This is a genomic window from Salibacterium aidingense DSM 18341, assembly GCF_000429685.1.
In the GTDB taxonomy this organism is placed as follows: domain Bacteria; phylum Bacillota; class Bacilli; order Bacillales; family Marinococcaceae; genus Salibacterium; species Salibacterium aidingense.
Genome location: NZ_AUCI01000010.1, coordinates 143,814 through 162,232, shown reverse-complemented (window position 1 = coordinate 162,232; position 18,419 = coordinate 143,814). Strand labels below are relative to the sequence as shown.

The following is an 18,419-nucleotide window of genomic DNA, read 5'->3' as shown; positions in this document are numbered from 1 at the left end:
TCCTTCAGAAAATATGGCCTATCGAAACGATGATACGCCGTTTTTTGCCGGAGACTTATTAGCGCTTTTAAAAACCGGCGTAAGAAATTATGCAATTGCCATCACAGAAACAGCCACTCCAGCCGTTCGTGATGTTTTGAAACGCCAATTAATGAACACTATTGATTCTCACGCATCCGTATTTAACTACATGTATAAACGAGGATATTACCCTTCCTATGACTTACATGAATTATTAAAAAATGATGTTTCTCTTGCCAATCAAGCCCTTTCTAAACCTTTCTAAACTAGGATTTCCTAGTTTCTTTTTTTCTTAAGATAAACTGTCATAAATTAAATAATTTGGGACAACTTAAATATCAAAAGGAGGTACATATTATGATTGGATTAATCATCAAAATCTTTATTTGCCCCATCACAGTGTTGATTTCGTCTTTCATTTTTCCAAATGTGAACTTTGAAAATTTATGGCAGCCTATTATTGTAGGGCTAATTCTCGCTGTATGTGCCCACGTCCTGGAGATTTTCATCCTAAAAGAAGGTACATTTTGGTTTAGTAGCATTGTTGATTTTATTGCTGCATCTATTATCGTGTACGTCGTTTCTTTGTTTTTTACAACAGCTACCGTCACCATTTTCGGAGCATTCCTCACTGGTTTACTCCTTTCAATCACAGAACTCGCTCAACACAATTGGCTTATTAAGAGCGGAAAAACAGAGAAGTCCCCTACTTAGCACCACCTCAAAGGTGGTTTTTTAATGCTTCTTTGCAAATATCCAACCATACCTAGGCAATCGCTCACACAAAACAGGACTGCTTAGTCATAAATTGTGACTAGCGACAATAAGGAGGTGAAGATATGAGTGCAGGTTATGGATATGGGTCTGGATTTGCATTGATCGTTGTCCTGTTTATCCTATTAATCATTGTTGGTTCATCTGGTTTCTTCGGTGGATACGGTGGTGGTTACGGATATTAGGAGCATATCCCTATTCTCCTTTTCTAAAGGGCGGACCTAATGTCCGTCCTTTTTGAACATATGAACATAGGTCTTCTTTTTCACATAATCCGTCGTATGATCTTTAACAAAGTCTCAACCCGTATATCTGATCCGCAGCAATGGGGTTGATCCAGAGAGTTTCCGTTCTCGTTGCTCCAGCCTCTGCAGCCGTGATCATCGTTTCTTTTTTCCAGTCACCCAATATATCTTGATAAAGATCGTGTTCGTACCCTGACAGCAGCACCGGCCCTGGATGATCTTTCAAACAGTGCAACATCGACTCATGGTCTTGCTCTGTCATTTCGTGCTTATAATGACGCTTGGAACGAGTGCTGAGAACATAAGGTGGATCAGCATAAATCAGAACCTCTGGTCTTTGGTACCGTTCCAGTATTTGTTCCGCTGGTTGGCACTCAATTTGTACTCGTCTTAATCGCTCTGCTACGTTATGGATCCGGATAGGCAGCTTTCTAAAATCAGCAGTCGGCTTCGGTCCGTTCGAGCTGATCAAGCTGCGCCACCCAGTTCTGTCACTTGTTTTTGCACCTATTGCCTGCCAACAGCGCGTAAGAAAGCGCCTTGCCCGTTCTAGGTCTGAACCCTGAGAGTAATAGGTTTCGTAATACTCGTCCCTTGCGTATGGTGTATATTCAATCTGGAAAGCCAGTTCCTCCGGTTGCTCCCTTATCACCCGGAATAGATTAATGACTTCACCGTCGATGTCGTTGATCGTTTCAACCCTGGTTTTCGGTTTATTAAAAAACACCGCACCTAAATCTCCATCAGCTTCGCCTTCCGTTTCTCCCACAGTACTTCCGGCATTTTCTTACCGCGGAAGTAGATTGCCGATTCTACTGTCATGTCATGTCCTCCAGTCTGTGATTAAGCTGAAACTTGTCGCCTTGGATCAGCACCAAGTATTGCTTGCACATTTCGTATATTCGGGTTGCCAGCGCCTCATCTATCTCAACCATCTGGTCGATTGGCAGCTCCGATGAGATCATGATTGGCTTGTAATTCAAGTACCGGTGATTGATGACAGCGTATGTTTGCTCCACCTGCCAGTCCGTAGCCCGAGGAACGCCTTTTGCAGGTTTAAACAGATCATCAATAAACAGCACATCTGCTTCTTTCATCCGTGCCAGCTTTTCTTCTAGCTTGTCAAAGTCGTCTTTAAGATCGTTGAAGCCTTCGACGTAAGGGAAATACTGCACGCCAACATGTTTCTTAAACATGAGGTTGTTCGCTATGGCCGTGAGCAGGTGCGTTTTACCTGTGCCTGGTTGGCCTAGCAGAGTGATGCTGTTCTGCCGCTGCTCCCGGATCTCTTCAAAACTCTGAAAATAGTTATAGGCGCAGTCATATGCTCCCTGAATGACTTCCGGTTTCCCCTCGGTTCTGAAGTTTTTAAAGCCTAATTTCCTAAACTCCTCTGTAATTTCACTAAATTTCATAAGCTTTTGTGCCCTCCAATCGATGCAGCTGCAGCGCAGCCAAACTTCATATCCCTCCCGGACTTCAAGATATCCGGTCTGGTCCTTGCATTTTGGGCAGTCATACTTAGGCTCGTTTTCCGGGCTTAATCCATCCGACTTGTCCGCCCGTGATGGATTGGCTTGCTCCGCCCGTTCCCTGAGCTTGTCCATAACCTCCTGCATGCTGGTTTGTGCTTGATCCACGTGCCGCAGCCTCCCTTCTCGCTTTTTCTTTTGCTAAATCCGCCTCAAAATGACTCTGTATATATTTCTCGCAATATTTAAAAGCCTTTATAGAGTTGTTGGAGCCCTTATAACACCTTTCAAAATCAGCAAAGCACTCTTCAAGCAATTTGATAGTTCGAGAGGTCGGCACTCCCTGGGCGACTATCCGGGCGATTGCTTCGTAATCTTCAGTGCTTGGGTAAACAGGTCTGGCTTCCTGAGCGGATTTTAAATCCATGTAGCGTTCAGCTATAACATCAACAGGATCTTTTTGATTTGGATCAATTGGCTTATTTGTTTCGCGCGCATCATCAACAACAATTACTTCTTCCTCATTCTTCTCATTCTTGTTTGTCTCCAGCGACTGTTTATCAGGTGTGTAGTGACTGTTACTCGTAACACCATTTTCTTCTGTTGTTCTTTGTTGTACCGGCGTTCCTTCCGTTTCCGAGGTGTTACCATTAACACCACTTTCGGGGTTTTGGTGTAAATTCGTGGTGTTACCTTCATCCTCTTTTGATTGGTACACTTCCCAATTTAGAAGGGTTATGAGTGTGTATTGTCTGTTACCTGCTCCAAGGTCCTGTTTGATCATGTTTTGTTTCTCTAACCACTTCAGAATATCGCTGATGGTTTTCGGATTAGGTTCTTTCCAAGCCATTCGTTCATACCAACCAATCGACTGAGCCAGTTTCCGTTTTGATGTAAGATGTTGGCCGGGCTGAATGGTCAAAAAGCTACCGTCTTTCATCGGAATTCGTTCTGTTTTGTGATTCACTTTATATTTGAGATACTGCCACACCCTGTGGTAAAGGGGCGGCATCATCCAAATGTCACTATCCAGCTCTTTTCGGTAATCCTTGATGTATCCTTGCAATAGCCGCCCCCTCCCTTTTTAACTCGGAATCTCTTTTCGCTGATCCGTATATCTGTGTTTCAGGAGCAGCATGCCCTCATGATTCTTTTCAACAAGCCAGTTTTGATGGTTCAGATTGTACTTCTGTATTGCCATTTTCTGCGCCCGCGTTGGCTTTTTACCTTGCATCAGGAGCCCTCCTTTCACAAATCGCTGTCATACCTTCTATTTTTACTAGCGTCATTTCCGGGTAACTCTTCTTTAAATAGCCCTGCACATAACGTTTGAACATCGTTTTCCTGTTGTCGTAAGGCTTGACCATCCATACATAGCAGTAAGGTATGGGAATGTAGTGCTTCATGGTATATACACCGGGCTGCCGGTCAGCTCCATGATCTCCCGTTTAAACCTCTCTTCGTCTGAATTGCTGTCGCTAAGGTGCAGCATCCAGATCTCTTCAAGCTTGCTAAGATCATTAGCTCGGAGAAACTCTTTGAAATTTTCCAAGCTCATGTGAGAGCGCATAAGTCGTTTTCGCATGACCTGGGGAACATAACCATTAAGTATGTTTTCATCTAAGATGTCGAGGCTGTAGTTACATTCCAGAAGCAAATGTGTAAGCCCGTTGAATCGGTATTTAATATAGAACGTGTCTGTGGCAAACAGGAGCTTGTCTCCGCTTTGATTAGCAAGCAGGAACCCATATGGCTCTGATACGTCGTGCTGTACATCAAAGGGTAAAATGGTCCATGTACCGAGGTTGAATGCCTTCTTTGCCTGCACCGTTTTGATGCGGTGATTGCTGTGTCCTATGGCTTCTGCGGTGCCGACGCTCATATAACAATCAATGCCGGCCCTGGTGACGTCCTTTATAGCTTTGCAATGATCCTGATGTTCGTGTGTAATGAGACAGCCTTCGTTCTCTGACACCTGAAAGTCCAGCCCGAGTTGTATCTCTTTGTATGAGATTCCGCACTCCAGCAGGATGGGGGTGCGACCGTCTGTGACACGGTAGCAGTTCCCCCTACTGGATGAGGCAAGCGCTGTAATCTGGATCATTAGAACGGTACCTCGTCTCCGACTGCTGCTTGATCAGCCTGATCAAAAGAGTCCGTAAGGTCTAGTTGTTCCTCTTCCTGCTTAGGCTGTGGCTTTTCTTGCTTTGGTTGCTCTTCCTTGGAATCTGTCTCTAGTTCCGATGGATCTTCAACTGGAGTAACTTCAACATCAAGGTACTGCGTATTTTCATTTTCATTTACTTCCCGGCGCATCGCTTCTTCCTCATCTTTGTTCTCCATGTAAAGGTAGGATGCGTTGACCTTCTTGGGGTCGATTTTTAGTTTTTCTGTAGTCCGGTGAACCAAGGTTTTATATCTCATTTCGATTGGGTGATTATCCCAAAACGTTTTTCCAGCAGCTGCTTTCCTTGATTTTTGAAAATCTTCTTCTGTCACAAGAATAATTTTATTTTTAGTGGGATCTTCATAAGAAAGATAACCGAACCCACCAATAACGTTTCCCCTATCAAAAGGGTTCTGGATTTCAAACTCATAGTTTTCTATTTCATTTCCTGCTGATTTCTTAATGGGCTTAAAGTGATCGTTACTATAAACGAGTTCAGTAATGATATCCTTTGGCTTTTCGACAGCAGCTTCCATTCGGTAGTACGCCTTTCCAACATATCCAACCCGCAAATCCAGATCATACTTCTTCTCTTTGCTATTGAAATATGGGACAGGGTGAACGTGATTAGCGATCAAAGCGTCTAAGCCAAGTTGAACGGTGTGTACAGCATCCAAAGAGAGTTTACGCATGTTCAAATTGTGCCAAGTATATGGAGTCTGATTTGTCTTTCCATCCTTTACACGCTTAGCTTCAAATTCTTGAAGCACGGAATCTAGCTTTAAAAATAGATGTTGAGCTAGCTGTTTTTCGTACTCGGAAAAAGCTACTGGGCTACCTGCTTCCGCTGCAAACTGTGCTTGAATATTATTCATAAACCTCTCTGAATTGGTCCGTACTGCCATTTCGTTCTTTTGTTGGCTCATAGGATAGCCCCTCCACTATTTATCCAGATATTTTCGGATTCTCTGATCTTTGTTTGCTTGTCTTCGTTGATAACTTCCGTTTTGTGGCTTTTCTTTGTCATGCCTTTCCTGCTTTTTTCCAGTTCTCTCATGGCTTCACTTGCATCTTCGGCATAAATCGTAGTAGACGTTGTCTGCAAGATATCTTCAGTTATTACGTACTCCCGTTTCATTTAGACGGCCTCCTTTGCTGTGGTGCTCTCAATGCGAAGTTGCTTGTCCGACTCTGATACAACCAGGCTGATAACCTGGGCCTTAGTATCAATTAACCGTGTTACTGCTTCTGAATTATCTACAAAGATAGGTGCTGAGAAGCCATAGTACTCGCTGAGAGTATTGATAATATCTAGGCCGACATTGATACGGGCAGCGTTATTTAAGCCCCCAGAGTAAGGCACACCTTCGTACAGAGCCTCACATGTTTCTTTTAACCCTTCATTAATTTGGGTATCAAAAAGTTTAAAGCGTGCGTGTTTAAATTTGCTGTTGATCTTCTCTTCTAAGAGATCCACTTTGGCGCGGATAAACTCTTCTGTGAGGTACAGCTCGTGCTCCAGCTTTTCGTACTGTGCGGAGAGCTGCTTCTGCTCTTCCTCCAACTCCTTGATCCGCCCGTCAGCCTTCCGGATCTACTCGAACTTCGCTTGGTTCTGTTCGTATCCGGCTTTTTTGGACTTGAGCTCATCCATTTCCGTGCGGACCTTCTGCATGGATTCCTGTACGGAATCCTTGAGTTGCTTGATATCCTGCTCGATCTGCTTTGCTTCTTTCTGCTTAGCCTGATACTGAGCGTTTTCCGAAATATCGCTGACATTTGCATGCAGGTTTTCAATATCGGTATTGAGTTCTGTAATTTCGGATTGTTTGGATTCAAGCTGGCTGTGTGTTTGCTCTAACTCTTGTAAGGCTGATGTTCTATCCTGCTGTAGTTCATTAATCTTCTCTGTTTTCTGGGTACCGGATGCCTTAATGTCTTCGAGCTGTTGAGCTTTGCGGCGGTTAAATTCAGCAAGGTTTGCTTCATAAGACTGCATTGCTTTTTCATGAGCGGCTTCCACTTGGTCCGCAGGGAGTTCTTGCCCGCATGCGGAGCAGGCGCAATCCTGGTCGTCTTTGGTGGGCTTGATACCGTCATACTCCTTGGCGTTGACTTCCTGCCACTGCTGCCGGAGATCCGCGGCTTCTTTGTTCAACCGCTGTATACTCTCATCATCCGTAAATATGCGGTTGTTCAATTGATTAATAGATTGTTCCAGCTGATTCTTTTCTTTTTCCAAACCGTTCAGTACAGATTGCTTCTCATTAATCTTGGCGTACTGATCGGCCTGATGACTGTTCTTGATTTCCTGTAGTTCGCCCTGCACTTCAGCAAGCTGCTTCTGCTTTTCAGTGACTTCGCCGCCGGACTGGATACGGTTCAGTTCTTCCTGCTTGGCATCGAGTTCTCGAGACAACTGTTCAATGTTGCTTTTTATCTGATCTTCGTTCAATTCCGAAATATCGGGCTTCCCTCGGTCTACTTCATCAATACGGAGTGGAACTTCATCGATCTTCTTATTGATGTCTTTTTTCTTATTGGCAATCATTTTCTGATGGGCTTCAATGCCACGGCCGTCCAGTACATCACGCAGTTTGTCCAATCCCTTTTTGCTATTAATGACCTCTTCATCCGCCACGTCCCCCGCAATCTCCAGCAAAATGTCACGGCGTTCATTTTTACCTAAATGTTCGTTAAAATAGGCCGGAGACGTTAGAACTTTGAACGTATTTTCATCGATAATGGACTTTATAAACTCGTCATACTCCTTTTTCTTTGCAGGAACGGCATCGATATAATGATCTGTTGTGTGGCCTGTAAGTTCCTTTGTTGGTCCGCTATTCCGCCTCTTTGTGTACTTCTCGTAATACACCTTCCGGAGCGTTGTTTCTTTGCCATCAATGGAGAATACACCTTCTACTTCATGATCTATCCCGTTAATTTCGTTGTTATCCTTATCCAGCGTCTTGATGGCAAAGTCTTTCTTGTTGTTGCTATCCTTATCGAATAGCAGCCAGATGAAAGCATCAAAGAGGGTGGTCTTTCCAGTCGCATTATCTCCGAAAACCTGAATATGCTCCCCGTCCGTCTCCAATGTGAAGTCCTTGATCCCCTTAAAATTGCGGAGAGTTAAGCTTTTCAATAGCATCTTTTTCACGTTGATTCCTCCCTATTTGAGTTTTGAGGGTGAATCGCATATAATCGGAGTACAAGATGTTTTGCGATTCACTGCGACGATCAGCCCGCCAGCTGGTCGTTTTTCCTTTTTTGGTCCCGGTAGATGCTCTTTACAATTTCTGTGCTGAGTGCCAACCTGTGAGCTACCTGCTTGCTTCCGGCTTCCATACCTAACACGTCGATGTGATTGACAACATAAAAATTCAAATCGTGTGCAGATGCCATGTCTTTCACCTTCCTTTCTGGCGCGGCCGCACCGTCAGACTCATGACTGCCTCGGGCAGAGGGGGAGGGCTTACGTCATAAGTCTGACGGCAAAACCAGGCCGCAATCCTGGCTTGCCACTTATCAACCTAAGTGCTAAAATTAAATCAGTAGAAGAACCCTATCTTAAGCGTGTGCTGTGTCCGCAGCCGCGCTTTTTCTTTGTATCCAGAAGGCTTGCTGAAACTTTGATTTCTTTGCTTCCATCGAATGTGCCAGTTTGTAAAGTTCCAGACCTCGATGTGCGCTTTTCATTGCCATGTGCATTTTCCCGCGTCTTTTCAATGCCCGGATAACAATCTCCATTTCAAAGCCATCCATTTCAGCGTGAATCCCATTTTCCAAAATGTTATCCAAGGCTATATTCACTTGCTCTTGATCGGCTCCCTGCAGCTTATCAGCGTGGACCCTGACAGCTAATCCAGTCTCACTCATTTCCTTCTCACTTGCGCTCTTTAGTGGCTGTGTTTTGTTCATGTTTCTTCTCCTCCAATCGCTTTTCGATAGTGTTTAACACTTGAATCTCGGGTCTGCAAAACTCCTTCACTTTCACTTCAGCTTTCGGAATTTGTTTCAGTAAAGAAAAAGAGTATATCCAATCATCGTTTACAAAGATATAAATTCTTGTCGATATCTCCGAGTTGTGAAAGTCGGCTGCTTCAAACCCAGAAATGGTTTGAATATCGTTCTGCACCCTCTTTTGCAAGGCCACTGGCAGGAGTTCCAACTTGTCCATAAATTCTCCAAAATCCGTAATAAGCATCACTTCAATCCTCCTAACTGTGCCATCCTTTCCTGGTCTGTCCGCTCTCTCCTAAGCTCTTCATAAACACCAACTGAGTGCATCAGGATGTTGTTTGCAATACCTCCGTTGATCCAAGTTGCTTCAACGTATTTCCTATTCAGCCCCCACTCATTATCCATGGCTGTGAGTAAGCAATCTGCCGCATGCCTAACATCGCGGATCTGTTTGGCCGCAGCCTGCATCTGCTGACGATCTCTATCCTCAAAACCTTTCCATGGCCGCCAGTGTTGAGAGAGCTTCTCGATATCTTTGGCTGCAGTGAACCCTTCTTCCACTTCCGTTTTGAAATTGTCGAGCTGCATCGATACGCTATCCAAAAGCCGTGGATCTGTCGGCGGTTCACTAATGCCGTAAATGTGCAGGATATGTTTCAGAGCTAAGAAATCCTCCACGGCTTCGCACCACTCGATACACTCTTCCAAATGGATTTGAGAAGTACCATCTTCAATGCCTGTCAATCTCCGCTCGGTCATTCCCAATTGTTCAGCGAGCCACCGTTTGGTGCGGCGTTCGGGTTTTAATGCTCGTTCCCTGGCTGTCTTTAAGACAGTAGGTATCGATGACGGACTATATAGCTTTGATTTTGTTGACGTGTTCTGCATTCTGTTTGCCTCCTATATGTTGATTTATCAAGATATGATGATAGTTACATAGCATTCGATTCTGTATTGACATCCATCGTCGATTGGTTCCGGATCCAGTCATCGATAGCGTCTTTAGAAAAAAAGATCCGTTTCCTAACCCTGAAATGCGGTATTTCTTTTGCTTGGACCATGTTATAAATGGTGTCGTGATGAACGCTTAAATACTCTGCTGCTTCTTTGACATCCATAGTTTGCTGCACTTAAATCACCTCCAGTTCTTCATTTTCGATAATTTGCACGGTCAGTTGACCCAGTGTTTCATGCTCAAAAACCTTCGTTTCGTTCATATACTGTCACCACCTTGTAATTGATCAAGTTCGCGGCAGATATCGTGTAGCCAACCATAGTCTTTTGAGATGTATGCCATATAGGACAAGTTCTTGAGTTTAGCAAACTCCCAGAGATAGTTTTCTACATATTGTTTGCTCTCGATCAGCTCCTTTCTTTCCATTGCTGTAAGTGGGCGTTTGGTCTGGATAGACAACAGTTCCATATATCGGGCATGGACTGTATTCATGGTGTTAGCCTCCTTTAAGCTGATGTAGATTTTGTTCTCGTTTCGCGAACTTTGTTATCAAAAAAAAGATCATCAACTTCTACTCCCAAAGCTTTAGCCAATATTGGGATTTTGTCTGCTTTTAAATGCCTCCTTCCTTTCTCAATATCGTTAAGGCTGGATGGAGACCTGTACCCTAATTTATTAGCAACATAAGACTGTTTGATTCCTTTGTTGATTCGAATCTGTCTTGCGCGTTGCCCGACTTTATTAAGCAAATCCTCACCTCCAATATCGCGTAATGCGAACTGTTTAATTACATAATAAATACTCTATTCGCGAATTTAAATAATAAAATGCTCTTTTCGAGAAAAATGTTTTTCTTTTCGCGAATTTACGATACTATAAGGGGGAAGAAAAATGTTCGGAGTGGTGGTTGTGGAACCAATTTTGGCAAAAAGGATTAAATACTTAAGGGAACATAACGGATTAGCTCAAAAACACGTTGCTGAAAAATTGGGCATCAAAAATAATACGTTGTCAGGATATGAAGCTGGACGAAGGGAACCAGATGCCTCTACATTAAATAAAATAGCTGAGTTTTATGGTGTATCCGTAGACTATCTCCTCGGGCGCACCGATGATCCAACGCCGGAACAGCCCAGTATATTTTTCTACGGCGGGGAACTTTCTGAAGACGAGCAAGAACATCTTGAAGAAGAACTGAAGATATATCGGAAAAGAAAACAGCAGTGGTTGGAGCAGCAGGAAAAGAATAATAAAGAGTAAGCCGTATATCTTAGGTTAATTTTCCCATTATGCCTTTACGGGCATTTCTTTTTACTATAAAATCGAACATATATTCGGAACAATTGTTCTTTTAGTCCTACAAGGGGTGATTCTATGATTCAAACAGAATTGGAGCAGTGGATTCAGAAAGAATATGAAGAGCGAGGGATTACCTCCCTGGATGATCTAACTATCGAAAATCTTTGCTCACAATTCAATGTTGATTTAGTGTCCGGCAGTCGAGGTTCCAAAAGCTTTGCTTCCAACGATAGCAGGTATTACTTAATTTTCCTGAATAGAGATCAGCCTATACAGAAGCAACGCCTAGACTTCTTCCATGAACTGGGCCATGTACTTAAGCACGTTGGTGATCAGCGTATTATGCCGATCATGTTCCGAGAATACCTTGAAAATAAAGCTTATCAATTCACTTTGTACGCTTCGATGCCAAAATACATCATAGAACCCCACCTCAGTAAAGAAGTACGTGTCATCGCTGAACTGTTCAAAATGCCTCTCCATATCGTGGAAAGCCGAGTGGAGCAGTTGAGCCGGAATCTTCATTCTACCCGTACACATATCAGACCGCAGGAAAGCAAGAGGTTATTGAAATCCCGGTCTTATAACCCTGACAAGTGGACAAGCGAAACGTGGCGTGTCATAAAGCAGCTGCGAGAGCAAACCGGGCAGGAGGTAATCGATTATGAAAGTATATTATGAAGAAATCGACGGAGAACTGCAGGCGAAGTGGGTGCTAGTTAAAACAGATGGAGAACAACGAGGAGCACTCCGCTTTTATAATGTATCCCAACCCATTGAGCGATTTTATGAAGAAGATTTCGCAGACCTTGCTATATTGTCTGTCGATATTGGAGAACTGGTGAGGGATCCATTTGACGACTATGTTTTTGCAATTAATACAAATATGGTTCAATCCCGGTTGGAAAGCAGTGGACATGATCCTGCCATGCTAGAAGAAGCCGAGTACTTTATCATGCTTGTGGAAGATTTAGAAGAAGTGATGTCAGTGGGTAGTTCTTTTTTTGAATAAAAAGCGAACATAAGTTCTTTTATCGTGTTCGTGGTCTTGTTCCTCTCCCCCGTCTTAAAAGTTACATGAGAAAATACGTCATTCCCCAGTCTCCCAGAAAGGAGTGAAATAGCTTTGGCAAACATCGAAAAGCGCGGGAAAAACAAGTACCGCCTATCCGTTATCATCGGTTACACGGAAACCGGTAAAGTCATTAGGGAACGAAAAACGATACAGGCAAAAAACCAAACAGAAGCCAAAAAGGAGCTTTCCAAATTTGAAGCTGAAATATTATCCGGTCACTATATCAAACCAGATCAAACTAAACTACGTGACTTTTATCATGATTGGCTCGAGAAGTACGCTAGAACCTCATATAAGCCAGATACGATCCGCGACTATACAGGAGTCCTAAACACTAGAGTTTTGCCTGCATACGGAAATCTGAAGCTCTCAGAGATCAAACCCATACACATTGTAAATTTTATGGATAATATCCAAAAAATGGCATACGGTTGGATGGAAAAGACGGCCCTCTATCCAACTCAGCAATCCGCAATGCGTTTAAAGCTTTCAACAGCATCTTAGCCTGCGCTGAACAATGGAAGCTTATCAAAGAGAATCCTGCTGCTTCTGTGAAGCCACCAAAATTAAAAAGTGTTAGATCAAAATTAAAATACTCCACGGAAAAAGTATGGGAGCTGATTGAATGTATTGAAAAAGAATCGTATGAAAAACAAATTATGTTTTGGATTGCTTTCGTGACCTCGGCTAGAGAAGGTGAAATTGCCGCTCTGGAGGACAAACATGTCTCCGCCGATGAAGAACCTCATATACTTCGAACAATCGCTCACAGAAGTTAAGGGAGAAGGGCTGCAGGTCAAATCCATCAAAAATGAGCTAGAAGGTGCTGCAGCTATTCCTCCTGAACTTACATTAATGATCCAAGACCTGATATACGAAAAGTATAGAGTAAAAGAAGACATGAAGGATAAATATGACTATCCCTATAACGTATTTTTGTTTTCTAATGAATACGGCAAACCCATCCGGCCGGATAGTATAAGCCAATGGTGGTCACGTTTTATTAAGAAAAATCAGTTAGAAAAAATCCGGTTCCATGATTTGAGGCATATGTCCATTACATTTTTAATCGGAAAGAATGTAGCTATGAAGTCCATTAGTGAACGAGCAAGGCATTCTAAAATCGGAACGACCATGGATATATACGGTCATGGAATTGAAGAAGTGGATCGGGTAGCCGCTAATCATTTCAAGGAATTTTTCACAAAAAAACCGGGGCAGAAATAAATTCTGCCCCAATCCTGCCCCAAAGAACTGCAATTAGAGCGATTCACAAAAATTAAATGAACTGCGAAAAAATTAAAAACCCCTTGTCTCCCAAGGGGTTGATTGCTTTAAGTAGTTGGCGTCCCAGGCAGGATTCGAACCTGCGACCTACGGCTTAGAAGGCCGTTGCTCTATCCAGCTGAGCTACTGGGACCAGTGGGTTCCGTTTTTCAGCGACATATATAATATTATTATATACACGAAGGGAAGTCAACCGATTTTTTGGGATGGCTCATGCCTTTTTGGCACAGAAACGAGGGGAGGGGGGCATAGATCTCTATCTCCCCTTCCTATTCTGCCTCTTTTCTACAGAAAGGTTACCCTTCAGCTTTTCTCTGCAATGGACGCCCGGAGATCCTCTACTTCTTCCCCGGTTGTGCGTTCGTAAAAACGGACTTCCACAGCCCCGTCTTTGGTGAACTCCGTAATAGCGTATGTCGGTTCCGGGCGGGTTCGCGGCTGCATGAGACTCCCTGGATTCACAAAAATAATGCCGTGGTCCTCAAATGCCGTGGGATGATGACTATGGCCGAAGCAGGCCATCCGGGCCGCCTTTTCTTCCGCCCGGTAGGATAGGGGGATATGAGTCATTTTTATATTGTACAAATGACCGTGGGTTACCAAAATCCGTATCCCTTTTATATCCACAGCTGTATCCTCCGGGAATTCCCCGGGCTTGTCCACATTGCCCTGCACGGTATGTACACCTTGGAGAATCGGGGAGGACTGTGATAATTCAGAATCACCACAGTGAAAAACTGCATCGACTTCCCCGCGGCAGCGGTCGATTACCTCTTTAAGTTCAACTTCACTGCCATGACTGTCACTGATCAATAAAGCTTTCATTCCAGGTCACTCTCCTGTTCAGAAAAATACAATCCTGCTTTGCGTTTTTAATTTCTCAAGGGCATGGTAGCGGTGGCTGATGGCATTTTTTTCTTCCGGCGGAAGCTCTGCCATTGTCGCACTTTGTTCCGGCACATAAAAAACGGGATCATAACCGAAACCTCCTTTGCCGGCTTTTGCCAAAGCAATCTGCCCTTCACAAGTCCCGCGGAACGTTTCCGTTGATGTGTCTGGTGCTGCAGCAGCGATGACACAGACAAACCTGGCGCTGCGCTCCTCTTTTGGCACACCATCAAGTTCGGCCAGTAGTTTGGCCGTATTAGCGTCATCATTTTTATCCTCGCCAGCGTACCGTGCGGAATAAACACCAGGGCGGCCGTTGAGCGCATCCACTTCCAGTCCGGAGTCATCAGCGATCGCTGGTACCTGCAAAGCATCCGTAATCGCTTCCGCCTTCAATACCGCATTTTCTTCAAAAGTATCGCCGGTTTCGGGAATATCTTCCATGTTAATATCAAGAAGGGACTTCACTTCCACTTCTGTTCCGAACAAGTTCTTGAATTCTTTTACTTTCCCCTGATTTTTCGTAGCGATAATGATCGTTTTCATGCATCATTTTCCTTTATCAACATAATGTCGTCATCAATCGTACCAAGCAGTTCTTTCTGAATCAAAAACAGCTCGTTCATCCCTTTTTCGCCAAGGTCCAGCAGGCTGTTCAACTGTGTTCTTGAGTAAGAAGCTTCTTCTCCGGTACCCTGTAGTTCTACAAATTCGCCTTTACCGGTCATCACAATGTTCATATCCACTTTGGCTTCACTGTCTTCTTTATAGCATAAGTCTAGCAATTCCGTCTCTTCCGGGTCAACTCCGACAGAAACGGCGGCAAGATAGTCCAGAATCGGCCATGATTTTATTTTTCCAGCTTCCGTATAGGATTTTACTGCCATGGCCATGGCCACAAATGCACCGGTAATAGAAGCAGTACGAGTCCCACCGTCTGCCTGGATAACATCACAATCAATCCAGATGGTACGCTCCCCAATTTTTGATAAATCCACAACGGAACGAAGGGAACGTCCGATCAAACGTTGAATCTCCATCGTCCGGCCGCTTAATTTTCCTTTTGCCGCTTCGCGGATGTTACGCTGTTCCGTAGCCCTTGGCAGCATCGAATATTCCGCTGCAATCCAGCCTTTCCCAGTATTTCTCATAAACGGAGGAACGCGGTCTTCGATGCTCGCTGTGCAGATTACTTTTGTTTCTCCAACCGTGATAAGTACAGATCCTTCAGGATGTTTTAAAAAATCGTTATCTATAATAACTGGACGCATTTCATTTATTTCTCTTCCGTCAAAGCGTGTCGTCATGCCTATATCCTCCTATCATTTATGAAAAACGCAGGCGTTCCATTCAGGGCTTCTTGTTTGAGCCTGCCGGAACGCCGTACGCCCATGCTTCATTTAAGAAAAGCGCAAGCGCCCTGAATAAAGGAAGTTCGGCTAAGAGCCACGTTCTGTGGCTGCGCCGAACTGACCTGCCCCCTGCAGGTCCGCGGCCGCCTTAAAATAATACTCCCCCGTTAGGAGACATCATCATTAACCAAAGCCGGTCTAGCCAGTGGTTCTTCCAGAGATTCCCCGTTCACACGAACTACTTCTTCTGCGCCTTCCACGTTCAGTTCTACGTTTTCCACCCCTTCTATTTCTGTTGCCGACAGGGTAATAGCTTGCAGGGCTTCTTCAGATATGGCTGTACCTTCCTCTTCTGTCAACAGACCTTCATTAAAAAAGAGGGAAGCCGTTTCTTCCTGCATTTGTGCGTTCTCCGTTAAGGATGTTCCTTCCCGCAAAACATCGAATAGCGGGCTTTCCGGAGCAGGCCCCCGGACCAGTTCCTGCATCGCTGCTTCAAGCATATTTCCATCTTCCTGAGCGGCCACTCTTCGGGTCACTGGGACGTAATATGAGTTTTCCCCATTCTGGGATAAAAAATAAACGGTAACGCTATCACTGTTGGTCATATCACTAACCTGTCCGTTTTCAAGGTTGATCCCGTCGGCGCGGCTGTAAGATTCCCCAATCGGGGTATCATTCACGGGCATCGTTTCCTGTTCATAACCGTTAATCTGGAACGAAACTTCTTTTACATTATCAAACTGTGTTAAGGTCCAGGTCACCGCCTGAAGAACCGCCTGTTCATGTTCAGGATTATAATCCCGGAATTCCGATGAAAAATCTGTAACCGCCGTACCATCTTCTGTTAAACGCACATCAACTTCTGTTCCCGGCGGAAGCACCGCCTGAAACCCATTAGACAGCATGGATGTCACCGGTCCTTCTGCTACAAGATGTTCCAGAGATTGTTTTAACACGCCATCTGTTTTAGGGAGTGTGAACGTTTGGGGGACGACCATGCCATCTTCATCGAGCAGATAAAGCTCCCGTTCCACCGTTTCTCCCTCTTTTTCATCCTCTGAAGTCTGTTCTTCTTCTGCGGCTGATTCTTCTGCTTTATTCTCTTCATTCTCTCCGGACTCCAGATCTTCCCATTCAATTTCCTCCGTCACTTCTTCCGGGGGTTCATCCATATTCTCTGAAGCCCCATTGTTGCCAAATCCACAACCTTGTAAAACAAAAGGCACCATTAAAAGGACTGCTGCCCTCCATCGCATTTTCATTATTTCTTCCCTCCCAGACCAGTTTGTACTATTTATACGAGCCTGGGATAGAATTAGACCACTTGAATCATACTTTCAGTGATTTTCAGGGTAGAAAGGCAAGGATGGAAACGTTTCGACGAATTTTATCTCCTTCCAGGAGAACCGATGTTACACGACTTCCCCCAGATGAATCGATTGCACGTCAGCTGCTCTTCCGTCAAGCCAGCGATTGGCAATGATCCGAAAACGTTCCGCCTGCCCCGTAGTATAAAATGTGTGATCCGGGAATTCATTTTCGGTATTTAGTATTTCATTGTAGTGAAGAATCGTGCTGACTTCTCTTGCTGTTTCATCTCCCGAAGAAATCAGATGAATCTCCCCGCCGACTACTTCCTGAATCACGTCAAAAAGAAGGGGGTAATGAGTACACCCCAGAATCAGCGTGTCATACGACGTGGAAGCAAGCGGGCGAAGGGTCTGACGTACGATCGACTCCGCTTCGTCCCCTTCACAAAGACCCTGTTCTACCAGCGGAACAAAAGGCGGGCAGGCCAGCGTCTCTACTTTCACATTTTCGTTTATTGTATGAAGGGCTCTTAAATAGGCTCCACTCGCGATGGTTCCTTCTGTCCCAATGACTGCGACATGGTCGGTCTTTGTCATTTTTAACGCGGTTATCGCTCCAGGCTGCACAACTCCCACCACTGGAATCTGCAGTTCTTCTTTCACCTCGTCCAATACTACAGCAGCGGCTGTATTACACGCAATGACGAGCATCTTTATGTTTTCCTGCTGAAGACGGTTGATCATTTCCCACGTATACTGCCTCACTTCTTCCACGGGACGGGGGCCGTACGGGCACCGTGCCGTATCTCCAATATAGATCATTTTTTCTTTTGGGAGCTGTCTTGCTATTTCTCTTGCAACGGTCAGCCCTCCTACCCCGGAGTCAATAATTCCAATTGGTCGGTTCACGTTGTGTCCCTCAATTTCTTATTTAATTTGTTCTTGATGTTTGCCGGCACCGGCGGAGACCATCCGATCATACAGCATGGTCATACTTTCTTCCACCTGTTTTACTTCTTCTTCGGAAACGGTGCTGAGGATATGACGCAGGTAATTCTGCCGTTCCTGAATCACTTCAGCAATAATGTTTTCTCCTTTTTCAAGAAGATGAATATATACGACCCTGCGGTCTTTTTGGTCTTTTATGCGTTGAACCAGATTATTTTTTTCCATACGATCTACTAAATCGGTTGTTGTGCTGCAGGCTAAGAATATCTTTTGCGACAAATCCCCAATCGTCATATCTCCTTCTTCCTGCAGCCACTGCAAAGCCACAAACTGGGGAGGTGTGATCGGGAACTGATGTAAAATTTCTCGGCCCTGTTGTTTTATAAGATAGGAAACATGCCGCAGCGTTTTTTCGATATCCGTCACCCGGGCTTGATCCGTCATGATTTTCCTCCCTGCTTAACAATCCTCTGTATATTCTCTCTTTTTTTTTACGTTATTGCAAGAAACGTCCTGCTATCTTTACATAGCTTTTATATTCAGCTTATGGGCAGGTTCGCTGTTTGTGAAAACCAGCGGGCGGATGTAGAAATGTTTCATTCAGTTATGTACTTTTGTTTTATACTTTCATAGAAAAGGCTGCCCCGTGAACACGGAACA

Annotated in this window: 30 protein-coding genes and 1 tRNA gene; 8 read left to right on the top strand and 23 right to left on the bottom strand. The window is 44.3% G+C overall.

Annotated elements, in window-relative coordinates; all coding sequences use genetic code 11:
- From G475_RS0111815 to G475_RS26810, 3 genes are all read left to right on the top strand, one after another.
- Window positions 1-286: spore coat protein (locus G475_RS0111815; RefSeq protein ID WP_026701486.1), on the top strand; the 286-nt coding region annotated here is incomplete at its 5' end.
- Between the two features lie 92 nt (window positions 287-378).
- Window positions 379-735 (top strand): DUF2512 family protein, encoded by a 357-nt coding sequence (locus G475_RS0111810; RefSeq protein ID WP_026701485.1) that lies wholly within the window; start codon window positions 379-381, stop codon window positions 733-735.
- 125 nt (window positions 736-860) lie between these two features.
- Window positions 861-980, top strand: a complete 120-nt coding sequence (locus G475_RS26810) for a YjcZ family sporulation protein (RefSeq protein WP_084414097.1) — start codon at window positions 861-863, stop codon at window positions 978-980.
- Window positions 981-1,083: 103 nt separating this feature from the next.
- Here the strand turns inward: G475_RS26810 and G475_RS24855 are convergent, their stop codons facing one another.
- From G475_RS24855 to G475_RS0111715, 16 genes are all read right to left on the bottom strand, one after another.
- Window positions 1,084-1,767, bottom strand: a complete 684-nt coding sequence (locus tag G475_RS24855) for a DNA adenine methylase (protein WP_051302438.1) — start codon at window positions 1,765-1,767, stop codon at window positions 1,084-1,086.
- 91 nt (window positions 1,768-1,858) lie between these two features.
- On the bottom strand, window positions 1,859-2,659 hold the full coding sequence (locus G475_RS0111795) for an ATP-binding protein (RefSeq protein ID WP_084414095.1): 801 nt from the start codon (window positions 2,657-2,659) through the stop codon (window positions 1,859-1,861).
- On the bottom strand, window positions 2,562-3,578 hold the full coding sequence (locus G475_RS26335; protein WP_051302434.1) for a hypothetical protein: 1,017 nt from the start codon (window positions 3,576-3,578) through the stop codon (window positions 2,562-2,564). The genes G475_RS0111795 and G475_RS26335 overlap by 98 nt, the downstream gene beginning before the upstream one ends.
- A gap of 18 nt (window positions 3,579-3,596) precedes the next feature.
- Window positions 3,597-3,746, bottom strand: coding sequence for a DUF6906 family protein (locus tag G475_RS27195; RefSeq protein ID WP_169728522.1), 150 nt, complete (start codon window positions 3,744-3,746; stop codon window positions 3,597-3,599).
- A gap of 168 nt (window positions 3,747-3,914) precedes the next feature.
- The gene (locus G475_RS0111770) at window positions 3,915-4,616 is read right to left on the bottom strand and encodes an MBL fold metallo-hydrolase (RefSeq protein WP_026701482.1); all 702 of its coding nucleotides are present in this window, start codon (window positions 4,614-4,616) and stop codon (window positions 3,915-3,917) included.
- Window positions 4,616-5,605, bottom strand: a complete 990-nt coding sequence (locus G475_RS0111765) for a recombinase RecT (protein WP_026701481.1) — start codon at window positions 5,603-5,605, stop codon at window positions 4,616-4,618. Before G475_RS0111765 ends, G475_RS0111770 begins: the two co-directional genes overlap by 1 nt.
- Complete coding sequence (locus G475_RS0111760; RefSeq protein WP_026701480.1) at window positions 5,602-5,817, bottom strand: hypothetical protein; 216 nt, start codon at window positions 5,815-5,817, stop codon at window positions 5,602-5,604. Before G475_RS0111760 ends, G475_RS0111765 begins: the two co-directional genes overlap by 4 nt.
- The gene (locus G475_RS27755) at window positions 5,818-6,243 is read right to left on the bottom strand and encodes a hypothetical protein (protein ID WP_051302431.1); all 426 of its coding nucleotides are present in this window, start codon (window positions 6,241-6,243) and stop codon (window positions 5,818-5,820) included. It abuts the gene before it with no gap.
- A gap of 30 nt (window positions 6,244-6,273) precedes the next feature.
- Window positions 6,274-7,830, bottom strand: a complete 1,557-nt coding sequence (locus G475_RS24840) for an AAA family ATPase (RefSeq protein ID WP_233275769.1) — start codon at window positions 7,828-7,830, stop codon at window positions 6,274-6,276.
- A gap of 89 nt (window positions 7,831-7,919) precedes the next feature.
- A complete protein-coding gene (locus G475_RS27190; protein WP_156911677.1) occupies window positions 7,920-8,084 on the bottom strand; it encodes a hypothetical protein in 165 nt (54 codons plus the stop codon).
- 165 nt (window positions 8,085-8,249) lie between these two features.
- Window positions 8,250-8,600 carry a hypothetical protein gene (locus G475_RS0111745; protein WP_026701479.1) on the bottom strand — a complete coding sequence of 117 codons (351 nt, stop codon included), beginning with the start codon at window positions 8,598-8,600 and terminating at the stop codon, window positions 8,250-8,252.
- The gene (locus G475_RS0111740) at window positions 8,566-8,889 is read right to left on the bottom strand and encodes a hypothetical protein (RefSeq protein ID WP_156911676.1); all 324 of its coding nucleotides are present in this window, start codon (window positions 8,887-8,889) and stop codon (window positions 8,566-8,568) included. Before G475_RS0111740 ends, G475_RS0111745 begins: the two co-directional genes overlap by 35 nt.
- Window positions 8,886-9,530 carry a hypothetical protein gene (locus G475_RS0111735; protein WP_026701477.1) on the bottom strand — a complete coding sequence of 215 codons (645 nt, stop codon included), beginning with the start codon at window positions 9,528-9,530 and terminating at the stop codon, window positions 8,886-8,888. The genes G475_RS0111740 and G475_RS0111735 overlap by 4 nt, the downstream gene beginning before the upstream one ends.
- A 44-nt stretch (window positions 9,531-9,574) precedes the next feature.
- On the bottom strand, window positions 9,575-9,760 hold the full coding sequence (locus G475_RS0111730; RefSeq protein ID WP_035711020.1) for a helix-turn-helix domain-containing protein: 186 nt from the start codon (window positions 9,758-9,760) through the stop codon (window positions 9,575-9,577).
- 95 nt (window positions 9,761-9,855) lie between these two features.
- Complete coding sequence (locus G475_RS24835) at window positions 9,856-10,089, bottom strand: DUF7667 family protein (RefSeq protein WP_035711005.1); 234 nt, start codon at window positions 10,087-10,089, stop codon at window positions 9,856-9,858.
- A 14-nt stretch (window positions 10,090-10,103) separates the two neighbouring features.
- Window positions 10,104-10,346, bottom strand: a complete 243-nt coding sequence (locus G475_RS0111715) for a helix-turn-helix domain-containing protein (RefSeq protein ID WP_026701475.1) — start codon at window positions 10,344-10,346, stop codon at window positions 10,104-10,106.
- A 142-nt stretch (window positions 10,347-10,488) separates the two neighbouring features.
- On the opposite strand from G475_RS0111715, the gene G475_RS0111710 reads away from it, so the two are divergent.
- The 5 genes from G475_RS0111710 to G475_RS27745 all read left to right on the top strand — a co-directional run bounded on the left by G475_RS0111710 (window position 10,489) and on the right by G475_RS27745 (window position 13,198).
- Window positions 10,489-10,857, top strand: coding sequence for a helix-turn-helix domain-containing protein (locus G475_RS0111710; protein ID WP_035711003.1), 369 nt, complete (start codon window positions 10,489-10,491; stop codon window positions 10,855-10,857).
- A gap of 114 nt (window positions 10,858-10,971) precedes the next feature.
- Window positions 10,972-11,577: an ImmA/IrrE family metallo-endopeptidase gene (locus tag G475_RS0111705; RefSeq protein WP_026701473.1), complete on the top strand. Its 606-nt coding sequence runs from the start codon at window positions 10,972-10,974 to the stop codon at window positions 11,575-11,577.
- Window positions 11,561-11,908, top strand: coding sequence for a hypothetical protein (locus G475_RS0111700; protein ID WP_026701472.1), 348 nt, complete (start codon window positions 11,561-11,563; stop codon window positions 11,906-11,908). Before G475_RS0111705 ends, G475_RS0111700 begins: the two co-directional genes overlap by 17 nt.
- A gap of 114 nt (window positions 11,909-12,022) precedes the next feature.
- Entirely contained in the window at window positions 12,023-12,475 is a 453-nt protein-coding gene (locus G475_RS27750) for an N-terminal phage integrase SAM-like domain-containing protein (protein ID WP_026701471.1), read from the top strand.
- Window positions 12,476-12,694: 219 nt separating this feature from the next.
- On the top strand, window positions 12,695-13,198 hold the full coding sequence (locus G475_RS27745; protein ID WP_026701470.1) for a tyrosine-type recombinase/integrase: 504 nt from the start codon (window positions 12,695-12,697) through the stop codon (window positions 13,196-13,198).
- A 116-nt stretch (window positions 13,199-13,314) separates the two neighbouring features.
- Here G475_RS27745 and G475_RS0111685 read toward each other — a convergent pair.
- The 7 genes from G475_RS0111685 to G475_RS0111655 all read right to left on the bottom strand — a co-directional run bounded on the left by G475_RS0111685 (window position 13,315) and on the right by G475_RS0111655 (window position 18,203).
- Window positions 13,315-13,391 (bottom strand) — tRNA-Arg (locus G475_RS0111685).
- 170 nt (window positions 13,392-13,561) lie between these two features.
- Window positions 13,562-14,083, bottom strand: coding sequence for a metallophosphoesterase family protein (locus G475_RS0111680; protein WP_026701469.1), 522 nt, complete (start codon window positions 14,081-14,083; stop codon window positions 13,562-13,564).
- An 18-nt stretch (window positions 14,084-14,101) separates the two neighbouring features.
- Window positions 14,102-14,692 carry an XTP/dITP diphosphatase gene (locus G475_RS0111675; RefSeq protein WP_026701468.1) on the bottom strand — a complete coding sequence of 197 codons (591 nt, stop codon included), beginning with the start codon at window positions 14,690-14,692 and terminating at the stop codon, window positions 14,102-14,104.
- The gene (gene rph / locus G475_RS0111670; RefSeq protein ID WP_026701467.1) at window positions 14,689-15,453 is read right to left on the bottom strand and encodes a ribonuclease PH; all 765 of its coding nucleotides are present in this window, start codon (window positions 15,451-15,453) and stop codon (window positions 14,689-14,691) included. Before rph ends, G475_RS0111675 begins: the two co-directional genes overlap by 4 nt.
- Before the next feature lie 212 nt (window positions 15,454-15,665).
- On the bottom strand, window positions 15,666-16,763 hold the full coding sequence (locus G475_RS0111665; RefSeq protein WP_026701466.1) for a GerMN domain-containing protein: 1,098 nt from the start codon (window positions 16,761-16,763) through the stop codon (window positions 15,666-15,668).
- 150 nt (window positions 16,764-16,913) lie between these two features.
- Window positions 16,914-17,720, bottom strand: coding sequence for a glutamate racemase (gene racE / locus G475_RS0111660; protein ID WP_026701465.1), 807 nt, complete (start codon window positions 17,718-17,720; stop codon window positions 16,914-16,916).
- 18 nt (window positions 17,721-17,738) lie between these two features.
- The gene (locus tag G475_RS0111655) at window positions 17,739-18,203 is read right to left on the bottom strand and encodes a MarR family winged helix-turn-helix transcriptional regulator (RefSeq protein WP_026701464.1); all 465 of its coding nucleotides are present in this window, start codon (window positions 18,201-18,203) and stop codon (window positions 17,739-17,741) included.
- Window positions 18,204-18,419: the final 216 nt, after the last annotated feature.